The organism is Piscinibacter sp. HJYY11 (assembly GCF_016735515.1).
Classification (GTDB): Bacteria; Pseudomonadota; Gammaproteobacteria; order Burkholderiales; family Burkholderiaceae_C; genus Rhizobacter.
This window is the reverse complement of record NZ_JAERQZ010000001.1, coordinates 3,604,856-3,623,526: the sequence shown is the minus strand read 5'-3', so window position 1 is coordinate 3,623,526 and position 18,671 is coordinate 3,604,856. Positions and strand designations below refer to the sequence as shown.

Genomic DNA, 18,671 nt, shown 5'->3' with positions numbered 1-18,671 from the left:
TCAGTTCTTCCGCAAGGTCTGGATCGCCGCAGCACCCAGCCCGAACTGGTAGAAGATCTGGCTGAAGTCCTTCAGGTTGCGGACCAGCGCACGACCCCAGGTCTCGAAGTCCAGCTGCGAGGGGACCACGATGGCATCACCCGGCTGGATGGGCTGTGACTCGATGCCGCCGAAGCCGAGGAAGCCACGGCGGTCGCCCGCATGCAGGACCGTGCCATCGGCCCGCAGCACGAACATGTTGGAGCGCTCGGCGGCCTCGTCGAGGCCGGCCTGGTTCAAGTAGTCCCCCACGGTGCGACCCGACTTCCACAGCAAGGCGTTGTTGTTGACCACGGCCCCGGCCACCGTGATGAAGCCCGGCCGAGCCGGCACCGAAATGCGGTCGGCATGCTCCAGCGGCACTTCGGGCAAGGCCCCCACACTGTTGTCGTCGGGGCGCAGCTCGAGCGCGATGCGCCCATTGGGCTCGACACGGCGCAACCGTGCCATCTGGGCCTGCGTGGCGGCCGCGTTGACGGAGGCACTGCGGTCGCCGGAGTCGTCACGCCGGTTGGCCGCGTCGCGTGCCCCTTGCGTGGCGGCGAGGGCTTCGAGCCGCGAAATGGCTTCCGTCAGGTTCTCCCTCTGCTTGCGGCGGGTGTCTTCGCGTGTGAACTCCAGCCCGTAGACATACGCTTGGGGCGTGAAACCACCCGCGCGGGCAATCAGTTGCGGCAGCGTCTCGCCGGGCAGCAACTGGTAGACCCCCGGCGCGCCCACCTCGCCTTCAAGCGACACCAGCCGGGTCTGCTTGGCCACCGGCACCCGGATGTCCTTCTGGCTGTAGACCGTGACCACGTCTCCCGCCAGCAGCTCGATGTTGCTCGCCGCGTCGCCTTGCAGCACCGCCTTGCCGAGGTTGAAGGGGATGACCTGGGTGCTGAGGTCGGGGTTCAGGCGCTCGACGACGGCGTAGTCCCAGTTCAGCTCCTCAAAGAGCGCTGCGGGCGCCTTCCTGGCACGCTCTGCCACCGTCCGATCTTCTGCGCGTCGCGCGCGGTCGGCAGCACTGCGCCCTGTCCGGCCCCCTGTCGTGCCGTTGCCAGCACGAGCGCCGGCGACACCGTCGGCCACGGGTCGACCATCAGCATCGGCCTCAACGACGTCCTCGTCTTCATCCAGCGCCTGCACCAGCAAGTTTTTGCGACGGTAGAAGTCGGGTGTTATCAGGGCTTCCTTGCTCGGGATGAGGTCGCGAATCCGCATGCCGGGATGGTGGGCATAGCGCAGCGGCTGGGCCACGGGGCCCTTCAGCGTCACGGCATTCGCAAACTGCGGCGAGATCGGCAGCAGCGTCAGCACATCGCCGTCGCGCATCGGCCGTTGCAGGCCGGCTTCGTCGAGCTTGAATTCTTCGACGAAGCGCGCCGCGGGCGTGCGCGCCGGCTCGATGCGCTCGACCAGCACCTTGTTGGGGTTGGTCAGCACCGGCGTGCCGCCCGCATAGCGCAGCACATCGCGCAGCGACTCCTGGGCCGACTTGAGCTCGTAGATGGCCGGCGTGTCGAGCGCGCCCGTCAAGGCGACCCGCGGGCCGGCGGGCTGGAACACGACCACGTCGCCGGCAATGAGCTGCACGTCCTTCGACTTGTCGCCATGCACGAGGAATTCGTAGATGTCGAGCTCGGAGACCACGGCGCCATTGCGGCGCAGGAGCACCTTGCGCATCGACCCATTGGGGCCGGGTCCGCCCGCGGCCACCACGGCCGACAGCACCGTGCCTTGGCTCGAAACGGTGTAGACGCCCGGCAGGCGCGCCGGCCCCACCACGAAGACCTTCACGCCGCGCAGCTGGCCCAGCGACACGTTGAGGTTGAAGTTGGTGTACAGCCGCCCGATCTGCGCGCGCAGGTGACGCTCGAGCTCGGAAGCCCGCACGCCAGCCACGGTGAAGCTGCCCACCTTGGGCAGATTGACCTGGCCATTGCGGTCGACGATGGCACGGTAGTCGACGTCGATCGCCCCCCAGGCGCGGATCAGGACCTCGTCACCGGGCCCGACGGTGTAGTCGCTCGACACCGGCAGGCTGTCCAGACTCGCCAGGCGGTTGCCGGCATCGAGGAAGAAGCTGGCGCCGAACACCGGCAGCTGGCGCCCGGTGGCGGCCTCGACGAAGCGCTGGAATTCGCTGGGCCGCGCCGGCGTCAACTCCACGCGTCGCTGCGTCGGGTCGTCCTGACGTTGCAGCCCATCGCGCGCACGGCCTTGCCCCGCCTCGGGCTGACCGGCTGCCGCGCCGCGCCCCGGTTGCCGTTGGCCGACGCCCCCGGGCATCTGAGGCATCTGCGAGCCCGTGGGCGCCGACGCACCGGCCGCTGCGCCAGGCGCGTAGGTCGGTGTGTTGAAGGTCCCGCTGCCGGTGTCTTCGGCGGCGTGACCCGCCCCTGAGCACAACGCCAAGCCAAGGGACAGAGCCCGAACGAATGAAGAGGAAAGACCAAGCCTAAACAATGTCATGCGGAGCGGGCTCGTGGCGGCGGCGGTGCGAAACGCATCACCTGAACAGGGGCAAGAGGGCCGCAAAAACGGCAGCGGGCAATGGTAGCGGAAGGCCTTTTGCCATCCGCCCCCGGCAAGCCCCAATGAAAAGGCCCGCGCAAGGCGGGCCTTCCAGGCACACAAGCGGAGGACGCTCAGTCGCGCCGGTAGGTGTCATGGCAGCTCTTGCACGCCTGCCCCACCGCCCCGGCTGCCGTGCGCATGGCGGCCTGGTCACCCGACTTGGCCGCAGCGTTGAGCTTGGCCATCTCTTCCTGCATCTTGGTGGCCCCGGCGTTGAACTTGTCGCGCTCCGACCAGATCTCGGCCTTGGCTCGGGTGTCGCCGCCCTTGTCGGTGCCATCGCCGAACCCGGCGAAAGGCAGGCCCGCCACCATCGTGGCGATCTCGGCATTGGTGGCGGCCACCTTGGCATCGAAGGGGATGCGCCCGTTCGCCATGGCCGCGACGCGACCGAAGTGCGCGGCCATGACGGTGAAGGCGGCCTTGCGGTACTTGATGGCATCTTCGGGCTTGGCGAACTGGGCAGCCGCGGGGAGCGCGGTCGCGAGGCCGGCAAGGGCTGCCACGGCAAGGAACAGACGTTTCATGCAGGTTCTCCTGGCAAAGGGTGAGGGGCTGGGGACCAGGGCACGCCGCTTGCTCACGGCAGCCCCGCTGCAGTGTACGCAGCAGCGGGCGACAGCGGTCCACGTGGGGCATCGCGTCGGCCTGCTCGCCACCCGCGCCTCAACCGGGTATCTTTCAGCTCCCGCTTTCGCCCGCTCCACCATGCCCCCTGCCCTTCAACGCGTCCGCATCTGGGACCTGCCGACCCGGCTCTTCCACTGGCTGCTCGCCGCCAGCGTCATCGGGTCCATCGTCAGCGCCAAGATCGGTGGCAACGCGATGGTCTGGCACTTCCGCCTCGGCTACGCCATCCTGGCGCTGCTGGCATTCCGCATCCTCTGGGGCCTGGTTGGCGGGCACTGGTCGCGCTTCGTGCGCTTCGTGTATTCACCGGCGACGCTGCTGCGCTACCTCTCCGGCAAGCAGCGCGAGGGCGAGTACCTGGAGGTGGGGCACACCCCCACCGGCGCACTGTCGGTGTTTGCACTGCTGGGCATCATCGCGCTGCAGGTGGCGACCGGGCTGGTGGCGGACGACGAGATCGCGAACACGGGCCCCTTGATCAAGTTCGTGAGCGGCTCCACCAGCAGCCTTGCCACCGGCTGGCACAAGGGCTGGGGCCAGTGGCTGATCATCGGGCTCGTCGTGCTACACATCGCCGCCATCGTGTTCTATCTGCTCAAGAAGCGGCAGAACCTGGTCGGCCCCATGTTGAGCGGCGACAAGGTAGTGCCCGAAGGCGTGCCCGCCTCGACCGATGGCGCCGGCACACGCGCCCTCGCCGCGGCCCTGCTGGCCGGCTGTGCGGGAGGCGTGGCCTGGCTCGTCAGCCTGGGCGGCTGACGGCTCCGCATGGACGCTCCGACCATCCAGCTCATCACGCCGGACACGGCCGAGTTGATCGCGGACACGCGCGCGATCTTTCGCGAGTACGCCGCCAGCCTGGAGGTCGATCTGTGCTTCCAGGGCTTCGAGGCCGAACTGGCCAGCTTGCCCGGCGACTACGCACCACCTTCCGGGCAGCTGCTGTTGGCCCTGGTCGACGGCGACGTCGCCGGCTGCGGTGCCCTGCGCCCGCTGCACGATGCGGACTACCCCAATGCCTGCGAGATGAAGCGCCTCTACGTGCGCCCGGCGTTTCGCCGCTTCGGGCTCGGCCGCCTGCTGGCGCAGCACCTGCTCGACGACGCACGCCGCGCGGGCTACTCCAACATGCTGCTCGACACGCTGGACGACATGGAGTCGGCCCGCGAGCTGTACGCCACCCTGGGCTTCGAGGAAGTTCCGCCGTATTACTACAACCCCATCCCCGGCGCCCACTACCTGCGCGCCCGGCTGGACCAGGCGGCAGAGTTCAAGGTGTCGAGGCGGTAGACCGGCATGACTGAATCATCGGAGGCCGGCTGCGAGCTGCGCGCCGGCGATCTGCGACTCGCTGTGCGGCCCGACCTCGGCGGCTGCATCGCCGGCCTGTGGCACCGCGGCGTGCCCGTGCTGCTGTCGGCCGAACCGCACGCCTTGCGGGCGTCGCGCCCCTCCGGCAGCTTTCCGCTGGTGCCATACTCCAATCGCCTCGGACACCGCCGCTTCCAGTGGCAGGGCCACGCGTACACCACCGAACCAAACTTTGGCGACAGCCCGCACTCGTTGCATGGCGTGGCGTGGCTGCGCGCATGGCAGGTGGCGTCGTACAGCTCGACGGACGTCGTGTTGCGTTATGAGCATCGGCCTGACGCACATTGGCCATTTGCGTTTGCCGTGCAGCAGCACTTCGCGCTGACGCCAGAGCGGCTTGCGGTACGGCTCGTGATGACCAACACCGCGCCACACGCCCAGCCGGCGGGGCTTGGCTGGCATCCCTATTTCCCCAGGCGCGCGAGCAGCCATCTGCAGGCGCAGGTCGCGCGTCGCTGGGAGTTCGATGGCGTGCAGTTGCCCACCCGTCCGGTCGAGCAGGGCAGCATCGACGCCGACATCGCCGAACTGCGCCTCGACCATTGCTTCGACGGCTGGGACGGATCGGCGCAACTCCGCGACGAGCAGTTCTCGCTGAGCCTTCGCTCATCGCTGCGGCACCTGGTCGTCTACACCCCACAGGACAAGGGCTATTTCTGTGTCGAGCCGGTGAGCCACGTGAACAATGCGATCCAGATGGCCGACCCCCTCCAGCATGGCCTCGTGGCCTTGAACCCGGGCGACACCACCGATGCGTGGATGACCCTTGACGTGACCCTTCCGTGACCCAAACCTCTCTCGACATCACCGCGCTCGATGCGCCTGTCTCGCTGCTCGGCGAGTCCCCCTTGTGGCATCCGGTCGAGCAACAGCTCTACTGGACCGACATCCCCGGCAAGTCACTGCATCGGCACGACCCGCGCACCGGCCAGCACCAGGCATGGCCGATGGAGACCGAAGTGGGCAGCCTTGCCCCCATGCGAAATGGCGGCCTGCTGCTCGCGCGGCGCGATGGCCTCTGGCACTTCGATCCCGACACCGCGCGTCAGCATGCCCTGGCCGCCGCGCCCTACGACCCCAGCCGCGAGCGCTTCAACGACGGCAAGTGCGATCCACAGGGGCGCTTCTGGACCGGCACTCTCTACGAACCCCGCGACGCCGCCCTCGCCGCCCTCTACTGCTATGACCGCGAACACGGCCTGAGGCGCATGGCCGGCGACATCACCGCGGGCAACGGCCTGGGCTGGAGCCCCGATGGCCGCACGCTCTATTACAGCGACACCAAGGCCCACACCATCTACGCGCAGGACTTCGATGCTGCCACCGGTCAACCGGGCGCACGACGTGTGCTGGCCCAGTTCCCGCTGAAGCAGCCGGACCAGGACCTCGATTCCTACGGCGGCCGCCCTGATGGCGCGGCCGTCGACGCAGAGGGCACCTACTGGTGTGCGATGTTCGAAGGCCAGCGCCTCCTGCGCCTGTCACCGCAGGGCCAGGTGCTGCGCGAGATCCAACTGCCGGTGCGCTGCGCCACCATGCCCTGCTTCGGCGGCGCGGACCTGAAGACGCTCTACATCACCACCTCGCGCGAGAAACGGCCCGCCGCCGAATTGGCCACTCAGCCCCTCGCGGGCCGTGTCCTCAGCCTGCGCGTGGACACGCCAGGGCTCGCGGCCAACAGCTTCGGCTGAACCCTCGACAACCGGCCCGCAAGAAGTAACGCCTCCAGGCGGTTCTGGAACCGCACGGGTTACCACGTATAATCCCGAGGCTTTGCTGCAACCGCCTGTAACCCGAGCCATGACCAACCCTGTGGGCCGTGACTCGTGGCCAGATGAGGCAGATCAGCCGCCGTTCAAGCCGCTGACCGCCGAAGAAGCCAAAGCCCTGAAATCAAAGCTCCCCATGGTCTCGCCATGGCGCGTGCTCGGTGCTCAGGCGCTGGTCGGTTTGCTGTGCACCGCTGTGGTCTGGGCGGTCACACAACGCAGCTCGGCAGCTTGGTCAGCGCTCTATGGCGTGCTGGCCGTGGTGCTTCCGGGGGCCTTGCTGGCCCGCGGAATGACCAGAGGGACAAGAAGCCCGGTGGCTGCGGCCGTGGGATTCATGTTCTGGGAAATGCTGAAGATTGCGGCGGCGATCGCCATGTTGGTGATCGCGGCCAGAGTGGTGCCCCAACTGAGCTGGCCAGCGTTGCTGATCACGATGGTGGTGTGCATGAAGGTGAACTGGCTGGCGCTCGCGTGGCGCCGGTCTTGATGGACAAGATTCAGGACTGACCAATGGCAAGCGCAGGCGCAAACGCCCCGTCCGCGGGTGAATACATCAGCCACCACCTGCATCACCTGCAGAACCACCACCAGACCGGCCCCGTCGATTTCTCGGTCATCAACCTCGATTCCATCTTCTTCAGCGTCGTGCTGGGGGTGCTTGGCTGCTGGCTGCTGTGGCTGGCCGCACGCAAGGCCACCTCGGGCCGCCCGGGCCGTTTCCAGGCCGCCGTCGAGATCCTCGTCGAGATGGTCGACAGCCAGGCCAAGGGCATCGTGCACAACGCCCAGAGCCGCAAGCTCGTCGCGCCGCTGGCGCTCACCGTGTTCGTCTGGATCTTCCTGATGAACTTCATGGACATGCTGCCGGTCGACATCCTGCCCTGGATCAACGACAAGACCATCGGCCTGCCCTATCTGCGCGTCGTGCCCACCGCCGACCTGTCGATCACCATGGGCCTGTCGGTCGGCGTGCTGATCCTCTGCCTGTTCTACAACGTCAAGATCAAGGGCCTGGGCGGCTGGGTCCATGAACTTTTCGCCGCCCCGTTCGGCGACAAGTGGTTCCTCTATCCCTTCAACTTCGCGATGCAGATCATCGAGTTCGTCGCGAAGACCGTGTCGCACGGCATGCGGTTGTTCGGCAACATGTACGCCGGCGAACTGATCTTCATGCTGATCGCGCTGATGGGCGGCGCCTTCGCGCTCAACGCCACCGGCATCGCCCTCTTCCTCGGCCACATCGTGGCCGGCACGGTGTGGACCATCTTCCACATCCTGATCATCACCCTGCAGGCCTTCGTGTTCATGATGCTCACGCTGGTCTACATCGGCCAGGCGCACGACGCCCACTGATCACCGCAGTTTTTGTCCCTTCGTTTTCATTCCCCCTTTCTTTCCTAAAACCCTAAGGAGTCATCATGGAAGTCATTAGCTTTGTTGCCCTCGCCGCCGGCCTGATCATCGGTCTGGGTGCTGTCGGTGCCTGTATCGGCATCGGCATCATGGGCAGCAAGTACCTCGAGTCGGCCGCCCGCCAGCCCGAGCTGATGAACGAACTGCAAACCAAGATGTTCCTGCTGGCCGGTCTGATCGACGCCGCGTTCATCATCGGTACCGGTATTGCTCTCTGGTTCGCCACTGCCAACCCGTTCCTGGCCCAGATCGCCAACCTGCCGAAGTAATGCTCGTATCGGGCTCGGCCCGAACGTCGCACTACTTTTTGATCTGTCCAATTCTGTAGAGGCAACACCGTGAGCATCAACGCTACGCTGATCGCGCAGCTGATCGTGTTCCTGATCCTCGTGTGGTTCACGATGAAGTTCATCTGGCCACCGATCGTGAAGGCACTCGACGAGCGTGCGCAGAAGATCGCCGACGGCCTGTCGGCTGCCGACAAGGCCAAGAGCGAACTCTCCGCCGCGAACAAGCGCGTGGAAGAGCAGTTGTCGGCCGCCCGCAACGACTCGGCACAGCGCCTGGCCGATGCCGAGCGCCTGGCCCAGTCGATGGTCGAAGAAGCCAAGACCCGCGCAGCCGAAGAAGGCGCCAAGATCGTCGCCGCTGCGAAGGCCGAAGCCGAGCAGGAGTCGATCAAGGCCCGCGAAGCCCTGCGCGAGCAGGTGGCTGCGCTGGCCGTGAAGGGCGCTGAAGCGATCCTGCGCAAGGAAGTCAACGCAGGCGTGCACGCCGACCTCTTGAACCGCCTCAAGGCCGAGCTCTGACCATGGCCGAGCTTGCAACCATCGCCCGCCCGTACGCCGAAGCGCTGTACAAGGCCGCCGGCAATGCCGACGTGAAGCCCCTGGTCGAGCAGCTCGACGCGGTGGCCGCCGTGGCCGCCGACGCGCAGCTGCGCTCCTTCGCCGACAACCCGAAGGTCACCGCCCAGCAGGTCTTCGACGTGATCACCGGCGTCGCCAAGGTCACGCTGTCGAATCACGTCAGCAACCTGCTGCGCACGGTCATCGAGAACGGCCGCCTGGCCGCGTTGCCCGAAGTCGCCAAGCAGTTCCACACCCTGGCCAGCGCCAAGTCCGGCGTGTCCGAAGCCACGGTGTACAGCGCCTTCCCGATCGACGACGCCCAGCTGTCGGGCGTGGTGGCCTCGCTGGAGAAACGCTTCGGCCGCAAGCTCAACGCGACGGTGCAGCTCGATCCCGAACTGATCGGCGGCATCAAGGTGGTGGTCGGCGATGAGGTGCTCGACACCTCGGTCAAGGCCCGTCTTGAACAAATGAAGGTGGCGCTGACGGCCTGACGCTGCTGAGCGACGGCACCCACATCGTCTGACACTGCAGGCTATTTCATCGACTAGCCCGCGGACCGGAGAAAGCAATGCAACTGAACCCCGCTGAAATTTCCGAGTTGATCAAGAGCCGCATCGAAGGCTTGGCCGGCTCGACCGACATCCGCAACCAGGGCACCGTGGTCTCGGTGACCGACGGCATCACCCGCATCCACGGCCTGTCCGACGTGATGCAGGGCGAAATGCTGGAATTCCCCGCCGGCTCCGACGGCCAGCCGACCTACGGCCTCGCCCTGAACCTCGAGCGCGACTCCGTCGGCGCCGTGATCCTGGGCGAGTACGAGCACATCTCGGAAGGCGACACGGTCAAGTGCACCGGCCGCATCCTGGAAGTGCCGATCGGCCCCGAACTCAAGGGCCGCGTGGTCAACGCGCTCGGCCAGCCGATCGACGGCAAGGGCCCGATCAACGCCAAGCTGTCGGCGCCGATCGAGAAGATCGCTCCGGGCGTGATCGCGCGCAAGTCGGTCGACCAGCCGATGCAGACCGGCCTCAAGTCCATCGACTCCATGGTGCCGATCGGCCGTGGCCAGCGCGAGCTGATCATCGGCGACCGCCAGACCGGCAAGACCGCCGTGGCGATCGACACGATCATCAACCAGAAGGGTCAGAACATGACCTGCATCTACGTCGCGATCGGCCAGAAGGCCTCGTCGATCAAGAACGTGGTGCGCGCACTGGAAGCCAACGGCGCGATGGAATACACCATCGTCGTGGCCGCCTCGGCCGCCGAATCGGCCGCCATGCAGTACGTGTCGGCCTACTCGGGCTGCACGATGGGCGAGTACTTCCGTGACCGCGGCGAAGACGCGCTGATCGTGTACGACGACCTGTCCAAGCAGGCCGTGGCCTACCGCCAGGTGTCGCTGCTGCTGCGCCGCCCGCCGGGCCGCGAAGCCTACCCCGGCGACGTGTTCTATCTCCACAGCCGCCTGCTCGAGCGTGCCGCCCGCGTGAACGCCGACTACGTCGAAGCCTTCACCAAGGGTGAAGTCAAGGGCAAGACCGGTTCGCTGACCGCGCTGCCCATCATCGAGACGCAAGCCGGTGACGTGTCGGCCTTCGTGCCCACCAACGTGATCTCGATCACCGACGGCCAGATCTTCCTGGAGACCTCGCTGTTCAACGCCGGCATCCGCCCCGCCATCAACGCCGGTATCTCGGTGTCGCGCGTGGGTTCGGCGGCACAGACCGACGTGGTCAAGCGCCAGTCGGGCGGCATCCGTACCAACCTCGCCCAGTACCGTGAGCTGGCGGCGTTCGCGCAGTTCGCCTCCGACCTGGACGAAGCCACCCGCAAGCAGCTCGACCGCGGTGCCCGCGTGACCGAACTGCTGAAGCAGGCCCAGTACTCGCCGCTGCCCATCAGCCTGATGTCGGCCACGCTGTTCGCCGTGAACGAGAACTTCATGGACGACATCGACGTCAAGAAGGTGCTCGCCTTCGAAGCCGGCCTGCACCAGTTCCTGAAGACCAGCCACGCCGGCCTGCTGAAGAAGATCGAGGACACCAAGAAGCTCGACGACGAGTCGAAGGCCGAACTGAAGAACGCCATCGGCGCCTTCAAGAAGTCCTTCGCCTAATCTGACAGGAGCCAGACATGGCAGCAGGCAAGGAAATACGCGGCAAGATCAAATCGGTGGAGAACACCAAGAAGATCACCAAGGCCATGGAGATGGTTGCCGCCTCCAAGATGCGCAAGGCGCAGGACCGCATGCGCCATGCGCGTCCGTACGCCGAGAAGGTGCGCAGTCTGGCGGCCAACCTGTCGCAGGCCACGCCCGAGTACAAGCACCCGTTCATGGTGAAGAACGAAACGGCGAAGACTGCCGGTTTCATCGTCGTCACCACCGACAAGGGTTTGTGTGGCGGCCTCAACACCAACGTGTTGCGTGCCCTCACCGGCAAGCTGCGCGAGCTGGAAGCGGCTGGCCAGAAGACGGAAGCGGTCGCGATCGGCAACAAGGGCCTCGGCTTTCTCAACCGCATCGGCGCCAAGGTGGTGTCGCAGGCCACGCAGCTGGGTGACCAGCCGCATCTCGACAAGCTGATCGGCCCGGTGAAGGTGCTGCTCGACGCGTATGCCGAAGGCAAGCTCTCCGCCGTCTACCTCTGCTACACCCGCTTCATCAACACGATGAAGCAGGAGCCGGTGGTGCAGCAGCTGCTGCCGCTGTCGGCCGAGAGCATGGCCGTCGACAAGAGCAGCCACGGCTGGGACTACCTCTACGAGCCCGACGCCGCCACGGTGATCGACGAGCTGCTGGTGCGCTACACCGAAGCCCTGGTCTACCAGGCCGTGGCCGAGAACATGGCCTCGGAGCAGTCGGCGCGCATGGTCGCGATGAAGTCCGCCACCGAGAACGCCGGCAACGTGATTGCCGAACTCAAGCTGGTCTACAACAAGACCCGCCAGGCCGGCATCACCAAAGAACTGTCGGAAATCGTGGCCGGTGCGGCCGCGGTTTGATGACGCAAAGAATTTTCTAGATCCAAAGGAAAGAACATGGCTTCGGTTGCAGCAGAAGGCAAGATTGTTCAGTGCATCGGCGCGGTGGTGGACGTGGAGTTCCCCCGCAACGCAATGCCCAAGGTGTACGACGCACTCAAGCTGGCAGGCTCGGCCCTGACGCTCGAAGTCCAGCAGCAGCTGGGCGACGGCGTGGTGCGCACGATTGCACTGGGTTCGTCCGACGGCCTGCGCCGCGGCCTGACCGTCTCCAACACCGGCGCGCCGATCTCGGTGCCGGTCGGCCCGGCCACCCTCGGCCGCATCATGGACGTGCTGGGCACGCCCATCGACGAGCGTGGCCCCGTGAGCCAGGAGCTCACCGCGTCCATTCACCGCAAGCCGCCGGCATATGACGAGCTGAGCCCCTCGCAGGACCTGCTCGAAACCGGCATCAAGGTGATCGACCTAGTGTGCCCGTTCGCCAAGGGCGGCAAGGTGGGCCTGTTCGGCGGCGCCGGTGTGGGCAAGACCGTGAACATGATGGAGCTCATCAACAACATCGCCAAGGCCCACTCGGGCCTGTCGGTGTTCGCTGGTGTGGGCGAGCGTACCCGTGAAGGCAACGACTTCTATCACGAGATGTCCGACTCCAAGGTCGTGGACCAGGAGAACCTCGCAAACTCCAAGGTCGCGATGGTGTACGGCCAGATGAACGAACCCCCGGGCAACCGTCTGCGCGTGGCCCTGACCGGCCTGACCATCGCCGAGTCGTTCCGCGACGAAGGCCGTGACGTGCTCTTCTTCGTCGACAACATCTACCGCTACACCCTGGCCGGTACCGAAGTGTCGGCACTGCTGGGCCGCATGCCTTCCGCCGTGGGTTACCAGCCGACGCTGGCCGAAGAAATGGGCCGCCTGCAGGAGCGCATCACCTCGACCAAGGTCGGCTCGATCACCTCGATCCAGGCCGTGTACGTGCCGGCGGACGACCTGACCGACCCGTCGCCTGCCACCACCTTCGCCCACCTGGACTCGACCGTGGTGCTGTCGCGTGACATCGCCTCGCTGGGCATCTACCCCGCCGTGGACCCGCTCGACTCGACCTCGCGCCAGCTGGACCCGAATGTGGTCGGCGAAGAGCACTACACCGTGGCCCGCGCCGTGCAAGGCACGCTGCAGCGCTACAAGGAACTGCGCGACATCATCGCGATTCTGGGCATGGACGAACTGGCACCGGAAGACAAGCTGGCCGTGGCCCGCGCGCGCAAGATCCAGCGCTTCCTGTCGCAGCCCTTCCACGTGGCCGAAGTGTTCACCGGTTCGCCCGGCAAGTACGTGCCGCTGAAGGAAACCATCCGCGGCTTCAAGATGATCGTCAACGGCGAGTGCGACTCGCTGCCCGAGCAGGCCTTCTACATGGTCGGCACCATCGACGAAGCCATCGAGAAGGCGAAGAAGGTTCAGTAAGCCGCGCGCTTGCCGGACTTCTCCCCACCTCTAAGGACACCACATGGCAACCCTGCACGTAGACGTCGTCTCCGCCGAAGAGAGCATCTTCTCCGGCGAAGCGAAGTTCGTCGCCCTGCCTGGTGAACTGGGCGAGCTCGGGATCTACCCGCGCCACACGCCTTTGATCACCCGCATCAAGCCGGGCGCGGTGCGCATCGAGCGCGCCGACAACGGCCAGGAAGAGTTCGTGTTCGTGGCCGGCGGCATCCTCGAAGTCCAGCCGGGCACGGTCACCGTGCTGGCCGACACCGCCATCCGCGGCAAGGACCTCGACGAAGCCAAGGCCAGCGAAGCGAAGAAGCTCGCCGAAGAAGCGTTGAAGAACGCCAAGAGCGACCTCGACCTCGCCAAGGCCCAGAACGAACTGGTGGCGCTCGCCGCCCAGATCGCCGCACTGCGCAAGTTCCGCAAGAAATAACCAGAACGTTTTCCAGGCGGTCCGTATCGCCTGCGACATCAGCCCGCACGGCTTGGCCGCTGCGGGCTTTTTTCTTAGAGTCGTCAGGCCCGCGTGAGGCCGAGCCGCCGGCGGATGCGCGACAACGCCACGTTCGTGATGCCCAGGTGGCTGGCGATGTGGTGCAAGGGCAACCGCGCCGCCAGTTCCGGGCGCTCGCGCAGGAAACGGGCGTAGCGGCTGGCCGCGTCCTCCGAGAGGAGTTCGGCTTCGCGCGCGATCTGTTCCGAGAAGGCCCAGCCCAACGCGTCGGCATGGACCGTCTCGACGGCCGGAAAACGCGCGATGACGTCTCGCAGCGACTCGTACGACAGCTCCAGCACCTCGGTCGCTTCCAGCGCCTCGATCGCATAGGCACTGAGCGTGCTGCGCGGTGGCATGCCGCTGCCCACCCAGGCGCCTTCGGCGTGGAAGGATTTGTTGCGCTCCAGGCCCTCCGGGCTCAGGAAGTAGAAGCGCAGCAGCCCTTGGCGGATCCACCAGACATGACGGGCGGGCTCGCCGATCCGCAACAGGGTCTCGCCAGCCTTGAGCGACCGCTGCGGCAGTGACTGCCAGTGGCGGGTCAGTGCGGGGTCGGCCGCGATCACACGCGCGAGCGCTTCGGGGAGGCAGGCGGCGCAATCGGCGGGACGGGAATGAACCATGGTTAATGCGCCGACACGGCCGCACGACGAGCATGCCGGCATCAACTGCAATGGAGCTTTGGATGCCCGCGGATCATATCGAGTGGAACCACGCCCACCTGCTCGCCCTGGCGTGGACGCCGGCGTACACGGCAGCGGTGATTGCGGCCGGCTGGAGCGGCACCGCCATCCTGGCCGTGCACCTCTTCGCCACCCTCGGGTGGTTTGCCGCGTTCGAGCGCTGGCGCCCTCACCGCCCGCGCTGGCAGGCCACGCCCGCGGACTGGCGGCGCGACGCGTCCTTCCTCGGCATGAATGCCGTCGCCGATGGCCTGGCCGGTGTCGCACTGGCCGCCGCCACGCTGCAATTCACAGGCAGCGGGCCGGCGTCGATGCTGCCGCTGTGGGCCTCCGCCCCGCTCGCCGTGCTCGTGGCCGAGTTCGGCGCCTATTGGCTGCACCGTGCGCTGCATCGCGGGGGCTGGGGATGGCGCGTGCACATGGTCCACCATCGGCCCGAAGCGCTGAACGTCACCAACAACCTGACCACGCATCCGGTGAACGTCGTCCTGCTCAAGGCCGTGAAGCTGCTCCCGCTGGCGCTGCTGGGCTTCAGCGCCGACGCGGTGCTCCTCGCTGCGGTCTTCATGCAGCTTCAATCGTTCGCCACCCACGCCAACACACGCGGGCGCATGGGCTGGCTGAACCACGTCATGGGCACCGCAGAACTGCACCGCTGGCACCACAGCGCACGGGTCGGCGAGGCGCTCAACTTCTCCACGTCGGTGCCGCTGTGGGACCAGGTCTTCGGCACGTTTCGCCACGTTCCGGGTGCGGAGCCGGCCGAGGTGGGTGTCGAAGGGCCGGGCGGCTATCCCGCCGCGACCGCCACCTGGGCCCTGGCGACGTACCCGTTCACACGCAGATGCTGCTCGGCCTAGGGCGGCCGCCCCGTTCAGGGCTTCGCCGGCCGGTTGGTCTTCGGTGGCGGCGACAGCGGCTTCACGTCGCCGCAGTCTGCGCCGAGCCACTTCGCGTTCATCGTCATCTGCATGCTGCGTGGCTCGCCCTTGCGGTTGCTGGTGGTGTTGATCTTCACCGTATAGCGCTCGGGGCTTGCGATGCTGGCCTCGCCTTCGCTCTCGCTGGTCGGCTGGGTGCACACCGAGCGCCATTTCCACAGCGTCGAGGTGCGGGTGGTGAAGTCAGTCTTGCAGCTACCTTCGTCACTGCGCCAGCGGCCTTCGTCGAGCTGCTCGCGCGTCATGCAGATCTTGGTGTTGCCCGCGCCACCGCTCATGTCGATGCCACGCTGCTTCATCATGGCTTCCATCTGCTTGCGCGCCTCGGGCGGCATGTTGGCCATCTGGGCGGACATGTCGGGCATCTGCACCTTCTGGCCATCCACCAGCCGCTCGCTCGTCACCTGCCACAGCCCCGGCTTCAGCGGCGGCGCCGTCTGTGCATGCGCCACGGCGGCGCACGCCGCGATCAGACCGACCACCCGCCAACGGATGAGGCTGCTGGATTTCATGGACGCGCGCTCCAGGGCTGAGTGAGGAACAACAGCTACTGGACCACAGGCGCGTCGGGCAGTTCATTGGGATTTGCCTCAGGGCCGACCGAGGGGAAGTGACGGTCGAGCATCTGGCCGACCGCATCGACCGCCGCAGTGAGACCGCCTTCGTAGTCGCCACGGCGGAACGCGTCGGCCATGCCGGCGGTCAGCTCGCGCCACTGCTCGGTGCTCACATGGCGGTTGAGCCCACGGTCGGCCACGATCTCGATCGCATGCTCGGCCAGCAGCAGGTAGATGAGCACGCCGTTGTTGTACTCGGTGTCCCACACACGCAGCTTGCCAAACATCGTGACGGCACGTTCGCGCGGTGTGGCGTTGCGCCACAGGTACGACAGCGGCAGGCCCGCCTCGACGCAGATGCGGATCTCACCGCTGTGGCCACGTTCGCTCTGCGCCACACGTGCCTGCAGTCGCTTCAGGGTCTCGGGGCCCAGGGCGCGGCGTGCATCGGCCTCGTCGAGCCAGCGGTGCTTGAGGATGCGCAGCCAACGGTTCATGTCACCAGTCTCCTGAGGCACCACCGCCGCCGAAATCACCACCGCCGCCTGAGCTGAAGCCGCCGCCGGAGCCCCCGCCCCAACCGCCACCACCGCCGCCGCCCCAGATGATGGGCATGCCACCGCCACGCCGAGAGCCCACCCCCATCACGCCGACGAGCACCAGCGCCACCAGCGCAGCACCGCCCGCCAGCAGGAGACTCGTCGTCAGCCACCACCCGAGCCCGCCCGCCGCACCCGCCGTGGCCAGCGAGCCGAGCTTGCGCCCGAAGACCGAGGTGAGAATGGCACCGGCGATCGGCACGCCGATGAAGAAGAAGATCGCGATGCCTTCGAGGTCGAAGCCGCCTGCATCGCCACGCCACTCCGACGACTTCGCGCTCGGTTCCGGCAAGCCTTCGCTGCCGATGCGCTCGGCCAGGCGATCCACCGCCGAATTGAGCCCGCCCGCGAAGTCGCCCGCGCGAAAGGCCGGTGTGATGCGGTCGTTGATGATCTGCTTGGCCGCCAAGTCGGGCACCGCGCCTTCGAGCGCCTTTGCCACCTCGATGCGCACCTTGCGGTCGTTCTTCGCGACGACGATGAGCAGGCCGTCGCCCACGTCGCGGCGGCCGATCTTCCAGGTGTCGCCGACACGTTGCGCATACGAGGCGATGTCTTCCGGCTGCGTCGTCGCGACCATCAGCACCACGAGCTGCGAGCCGCGCTGCCGCTCGATGCCTTCGAGCTTGGCCGTCAGCGCCTGCACCTGCGTGGGCGTCAGCGTGCCGGTCTGGTCGATCACCCGGCCCGACAAGGGCGGCACCGGCTGCACGTCCTGCGCGCGCACCGGCGAGGCCAGTGCCAGCAGCAGGACGACGAGCCACGCCAGAAGGCCCGCCAGAGACAGGCGCATCACGCGTCGCTTCTTACTTGGCGGCCGAGGCCGGCTTGTCGAAGTTCACCGTCGGCGTGGTGGAGATCTGTGCCTCGTTCTGCACGGTGAAGTTCGGCTTCGGCTCGTAGTTGAAGACCATGGCCGTCAGGTTGCTCGGGAAGCTGCGCGCGAGCACGTTGTAGTCCTGCACCGCCTTGATGTAGCGGTTCCGGGCGACGGTGACGCGGTTCTCCGCACCTTCGAGCTGCACGCGCAGGTCCTGGAAACCCTGGTTGGACTTGAGGTTCGGGTAGTTCTCGCTGACGACGAGCAGGCGGCTCAGCGCGCCGCTCAGCTCGCCCTGCGCCTGCTGGAACTTGTTGAACGCTTCGGGGTTGTTGAGCGTCTCGGGCGTGACCTGGATGCTCGTCGCCTTCGCGCGGGCCTCCACCACCTTGGTCAGCGTCTCCTGCTCGAAGTTCGCCTCGCCCTTCACCGTCGCCACGAGATTGGGGATGAGGTCGGCGCGGCGCTGGTACTGGTTCAGCACCTCGGACCAGGCGGCCTTTGTCTGCTCGTCCAGGCGCTGGAAGTCGTTGTAGCCACAGCCGGTGAGGCCGAGGGAGGCCGCAAGTGCAAGCGCGGCAAGCCAGAGTCTCTTCGTCGTCATCGTGTGTCCCTTGATAGCCGAGGCGGGGCGATGCTACCCCGGCCACCAGATGCGGCGTGCGCTCGGCAATTCAAGGGCATGGATACTCGCCGCATGTCCCTGCTCCGAGAAGCCCTGCGTGCCGGCCACGCGCCGGCGCCGCGCGCCTCCGCTGGCCCGCGCGTGCTGGTGTGCGGCGGTGCCGGCGCGCTCGGCTCGGCTTTGCTCGAAGGGCTGCTCGCGGCGCGGCACCATGCGCAGGTCAGCGTGTTCGTCACCCAGCCCCTGCAGACCGGGCTGCGCGGCCTGCACACGCTGGCCTGGGACGAGCGCGGCACCACGCCGCTGGCACCGACCGCCGTGGTCGTGTTCGACCGCGAACGCGGCGTCAACGGCCGGGAGCTTGCGTTCTACCGGCCGCAGCCGGAGCAGCTCACGGCGCTCGCCACCCAGCTGCACGCGCGCGGGGTGCGGCACCTGGTCGTGGTGATGCCGCACACCCAGGCCATGCTGCCCGAGGCCTTGAAGCGCGGCCTCGCAAGCCTCGACGAACAGGCCGTCGCCGCGCTCGGCTTCGAGCACCTGGTCTTCGTCCGCTCGGCGCAACCGCCCGAGCAGGTGCGACATCAGCACCCTGCGCAGCGCCTCGCGCACTGGATGCTCTCGCAGCTGCAGATGATGGTGCCCGAGCGGCAACGGCCGGTGCGCGCCGCCAAGGTGGCCGAGTTCGCCGCGCGACTGGCGACGCGGCTGCCGCAGTCGGCACCGGGCACCCGCGTGGTGCCGCCCGAGCGCATGTGGGACGCGAGCCAGGCACGCGACGCGGCCGCCGTCGCCGACGACTGGCTTGCCGGCGGCTGAGGCGC

General features: G+C 67.0%; 22 protein-coding genes. 15 read left to right on the top strand and 7 right to left on the bottom strand.

The genetic code is table 11. The annotated features are described in order from the left end of the window. Together JI745_RS16855 and JI745_RS16850 are read right to left on the bottom strand one after the other, a co-directional pair. Window positions 1-2,313: an SLBB domain-containing protein gene (locus JI745_RS16855; protein ID WP_236675021.1), complete on the bottom strand. Its 2,313-nt coding sequence runs from the start codon at window positions 2,311-2,313 to the stop codon at window positions 1-3. Window positions 2,314-2,672: 359 nt separating this feature from the next. Next, complete coding sequence (locus JI745_RS16850) at window positions 2,673-3,128, bottom strand: cytochrome c (RefSeq protein ID WP_201809427.1); 456 nt, start codon at window positions 3,126-3,128, stop codon at window positions 2,673-2,675. 181 nt (window positions 3,129-3,309) lie between these two features. On the opposite strand from JI745_RS16850, the gene JI745_RS16845 reads away from it, so the two are divergent. The 13 genes from JI745_RS16845 to JI745_RS16785 all read left to right on the top strand — a co-directional run bounded on the left by JI745_RS16845 (window position 3,310) and on the right by JI745_RS16785 (window position 13,559). Beyond that, window positions 3,310-3,990 (top strand): cytochrome b/b6 domain-containing protein, encoded by a 681-nt coding sequence (locus tag JI745_RS16845; protein ID WP_201809424.1) that lies wholly within the window; start codon window positions 3,310-3,312, stop codon window positions 3,988-3,990. A gap of 9 nt (window positions 3,991-3,999) precedes the next feature. Continuing rightward, window positions 4,000-4,521 (top strand): GNAT family N-acetyltransferase, encoded by a 522-nt coding sequence (locus tag JI745_RS16840; protein WP_201809422.1) that lies wholly within the window; start codon window positions 4,000-4,002, stop codon window positions 4,519-4,521. Window positions 4,522-4,527: 6 nt separating this feature from the next. Then, window positions 4,528-5,388, top strand: a complete 861-nt coding sequence (locus tag JI745_RS16835; RefSeq protein WP_201809420.1) for an aldose 1-epimerase — start codon at window positions 4,528-4,530, stop codon at window positions 5,386-5,388. Beyond that, complete coding sequence (locus JI745_RS16830) at window positions 5,385-6,293, top strand: SMP-30/gluconolactonase/LRE family protein (protein ID WP_201809418.1); 909 nt, start codon at window positions 5,385-5,387, stop codon at window positions 6,291-6,293. The genes JI745_RS16835 and JI745_RS16830 overlap by 4 nt, the downstream gene beginning before the upstream one ends. Before the next feature lie 109 nt (window positions 6,294-6,402). Further along, window positions 6,403-6,861, top strand: a complete 459-nt coding sequence (locus JI745_RS16825) for an ATP synthase subunit I (protein WP_201809416.1) — start codon at window positions 6,403-6,405, stop codon at window positions 6,859-6,861. A gap of 23 nt (window positions 6,862-6,884) precedes the next feature. Beyond that, window positions 6,885-7,727 (top strand): F0F1 ATP synthase subunit A, encoded by an 843-nt coding sequence (gene atpB, locus JI745_RS16820; RefSeq protein WP_201809415.1) that lies wholly within the window; start codon window positions 6,885-6,887, stop codon window positions 7,725-7,727. A gap of 65 nt (window positions 7,728-7,792) precedes the next feature. Beyond that, window positions 7,793-8,056 carry a F0F1 ATP synthase subunit C gene (gene atpE, locus JI745_RS16815; protein WP_047487532.1) on the top strand — a complete coding sequence of 88 codons (264 nt, stop codon included), beginning with the start codon at window positions 7,793-7,795 and terminating at the stop codon, window positions 8,054-8,056. A gap of 69 nt (window positions 8,057-8,125) precedes the next feature. Beyond that, a complete protein-coding gene (locus tag JI745_RS16810) occupies window positions 8,126-8,596 on the top strand; it encodes a F0F1 ATP synthase subunit B (protein WP_201809412.1) in 471 nt (156 codons plus the stop codon). Between the two features lie 2 nt (window positions 8,597-8,598). Next, window positions 8,599-9,132, top strand: coding sequence for a F0F1 ATP synthase subunit delta (locus JI745_RS16805; protein WP_201809409.1), 534 nt, complete (start codon window positions 8,599-8,601; stop codon window positions 9,130-9,132). A gap of 77 nt (window positions 9,133-9,209) precedes the next feature. After that, window positions 9,210-10,763: a F0F1 ATP synthase subunit alpha gene (gene atpA / locus JI745_RS16800; RefSeq protein ID WP_201809406.1), complete on the top strand. Its 1,554-nt coding sequence runs from the start codon at window positions 9,210-9,212 to the stop codon at window positions 10,761-10,763. A 17-nt stretch (window positions 10,764-10,780) separates the two neighbouring features. Continuing rightward, window positions 10,781-11,650 carry a F0F1 ATP synthase subunit gamma gene (gene atpG, locus JI745_RS16795; protein ID WP_201809403.1) on the top strand — a complete coding sequence of 290 codons (870 nt, stop codon included), beginning with the start codon at window positions 10,781-10,783 and terminating at the stop codon, window positions 11,648-11,650. Between the two features lie 36 nt (window positions 11,651-11,686). Continuing rightward, window positions 11,687-13,099, top strand: a complete 1,413-nt coding sequence (atpD, locus tag JI745_RS16790) for a F0F1 ATP synthase subunit beta (RefSeq protein WP_201809399.1) — start codon at window positions 11,687-11,689, stop codon at window positions 13,097-13,099. 43 nt (window positions 13,100-13,142) lie between these two features. Further along, window positions 13,143-13,559, top strand: a complete 417-nt coding sequence (locus tag JI745_RS16785) for a F0F1 ATP synthase subunit epsilon (protein ID WP_201809397.1) — start codon at window positions 13,143-13,145, stop codon at window positions 13,557-13,559. Window positions 13,560-13,642: 83 nt separating this feature from the next. Here the strand turns inward: JI745_RS16785 and JI745_RS16780 are convergent, their stop codons facing one another. Then, window positions 13,643-14,245, bottom strand: coding sequence for a Crp/Fnr family transcriptional regulator (locus JI745_RS16780; RefSeq protein ID WP_201809394.1), 603 nt, complete (start codon window positions 14,243-14,245; stop codon window positions 13,643-13,645). Window positions 14,246-14,307: 62 nt separating this feature from the next. Here JI745_RS16780 and JI745_RS16775 point away from each other — a divergent pair, with 62 nt between their 5' ends. After that, complete coding sequence (locus JI745_RS16775) at window positions 14,308-15,165, top strand: sterol desaturase family protein (protein ID WP_201809392.1); 858 nt, start codon at window positions 14,308-14,310, stop codon at window positions 15,163-15,165. Window positions 15,166-15,179: 14 nt separating this feature from the next. On the opposite strand, the gene JI745_RS16770 is transcribed toward JI745_RS16775, so the two are convergent. The 4 genes from JI745_RS16770 to JI745_RS16755 are packed head-to-tail and all read right to left on the bottom strand — an operon-like array spanning window position 15,180 to window position 17,826. Continuing rightward, window positions 15,180-15,758 (bottom strand): DUF3617 domain-containing protein, encoded by a 579-nt coding sequence (locus JI745_RS16770; protein ID WP_201809390.1) that lies wholly within the window; start codon window positions 15,756-15,758, stop codon window positions 15,180-15,182. Window positions 15,759-15,793: 35 nt separating this feature from the next. Further along, complete coding sequence (locus JI745_RS16765) at window positions 15,794-16,300, bottom strand: TPM domain-containing protein (RefSeq protein ID WP_201809388.1); 507 nt, start codon at window positions 16,298-16,300, stop codon at window positions 15,794-15,796. A gap of 1 nt (window position 16,301) precedes the next feature. Beyond that, window positions 16,302-17,195, bottom strand: coding sequence for a YgcG family protein (locus JI745_RS16760; RefSeq protein ID WP_201812607.1), 894 nt, complete (start codon window positions 17,193-17,195; stop codon window positions 16,302-16,304). 13 nt (window positions 17,196-17,208) lie between these two features. Further along, window positions 17,209-17,826 (bottom strand): LemA family protein, encoded by a 618-nt coding sequence (locus JI745_RS16755; RefSeq protein ID WP_201809379.1) that lies wholly within the window; start codon window positions 17,824-17,826, stop codon window positions 17,209-17,211. 93 nt (window positions 17,827-17,919) lie between these two features. On the opposite strand from JI745_RS16755, the gene JI745_RS16750 reads away from it, so the two are divergent. Next, the gene (locus tag JI745_RS16750) at window positions 17,920-18,666 is read left to right on the top strand and encodes a hypothetical protein (protein ID WP_201809376.1); all 747 of its coding nucleotides are present in this window, start codon (window positions 17,920-17,922) and stop codon (window positions 18,664-18,666) included. Window positions 18,667-18,671 lie beyond the last annotated feature (5 nt).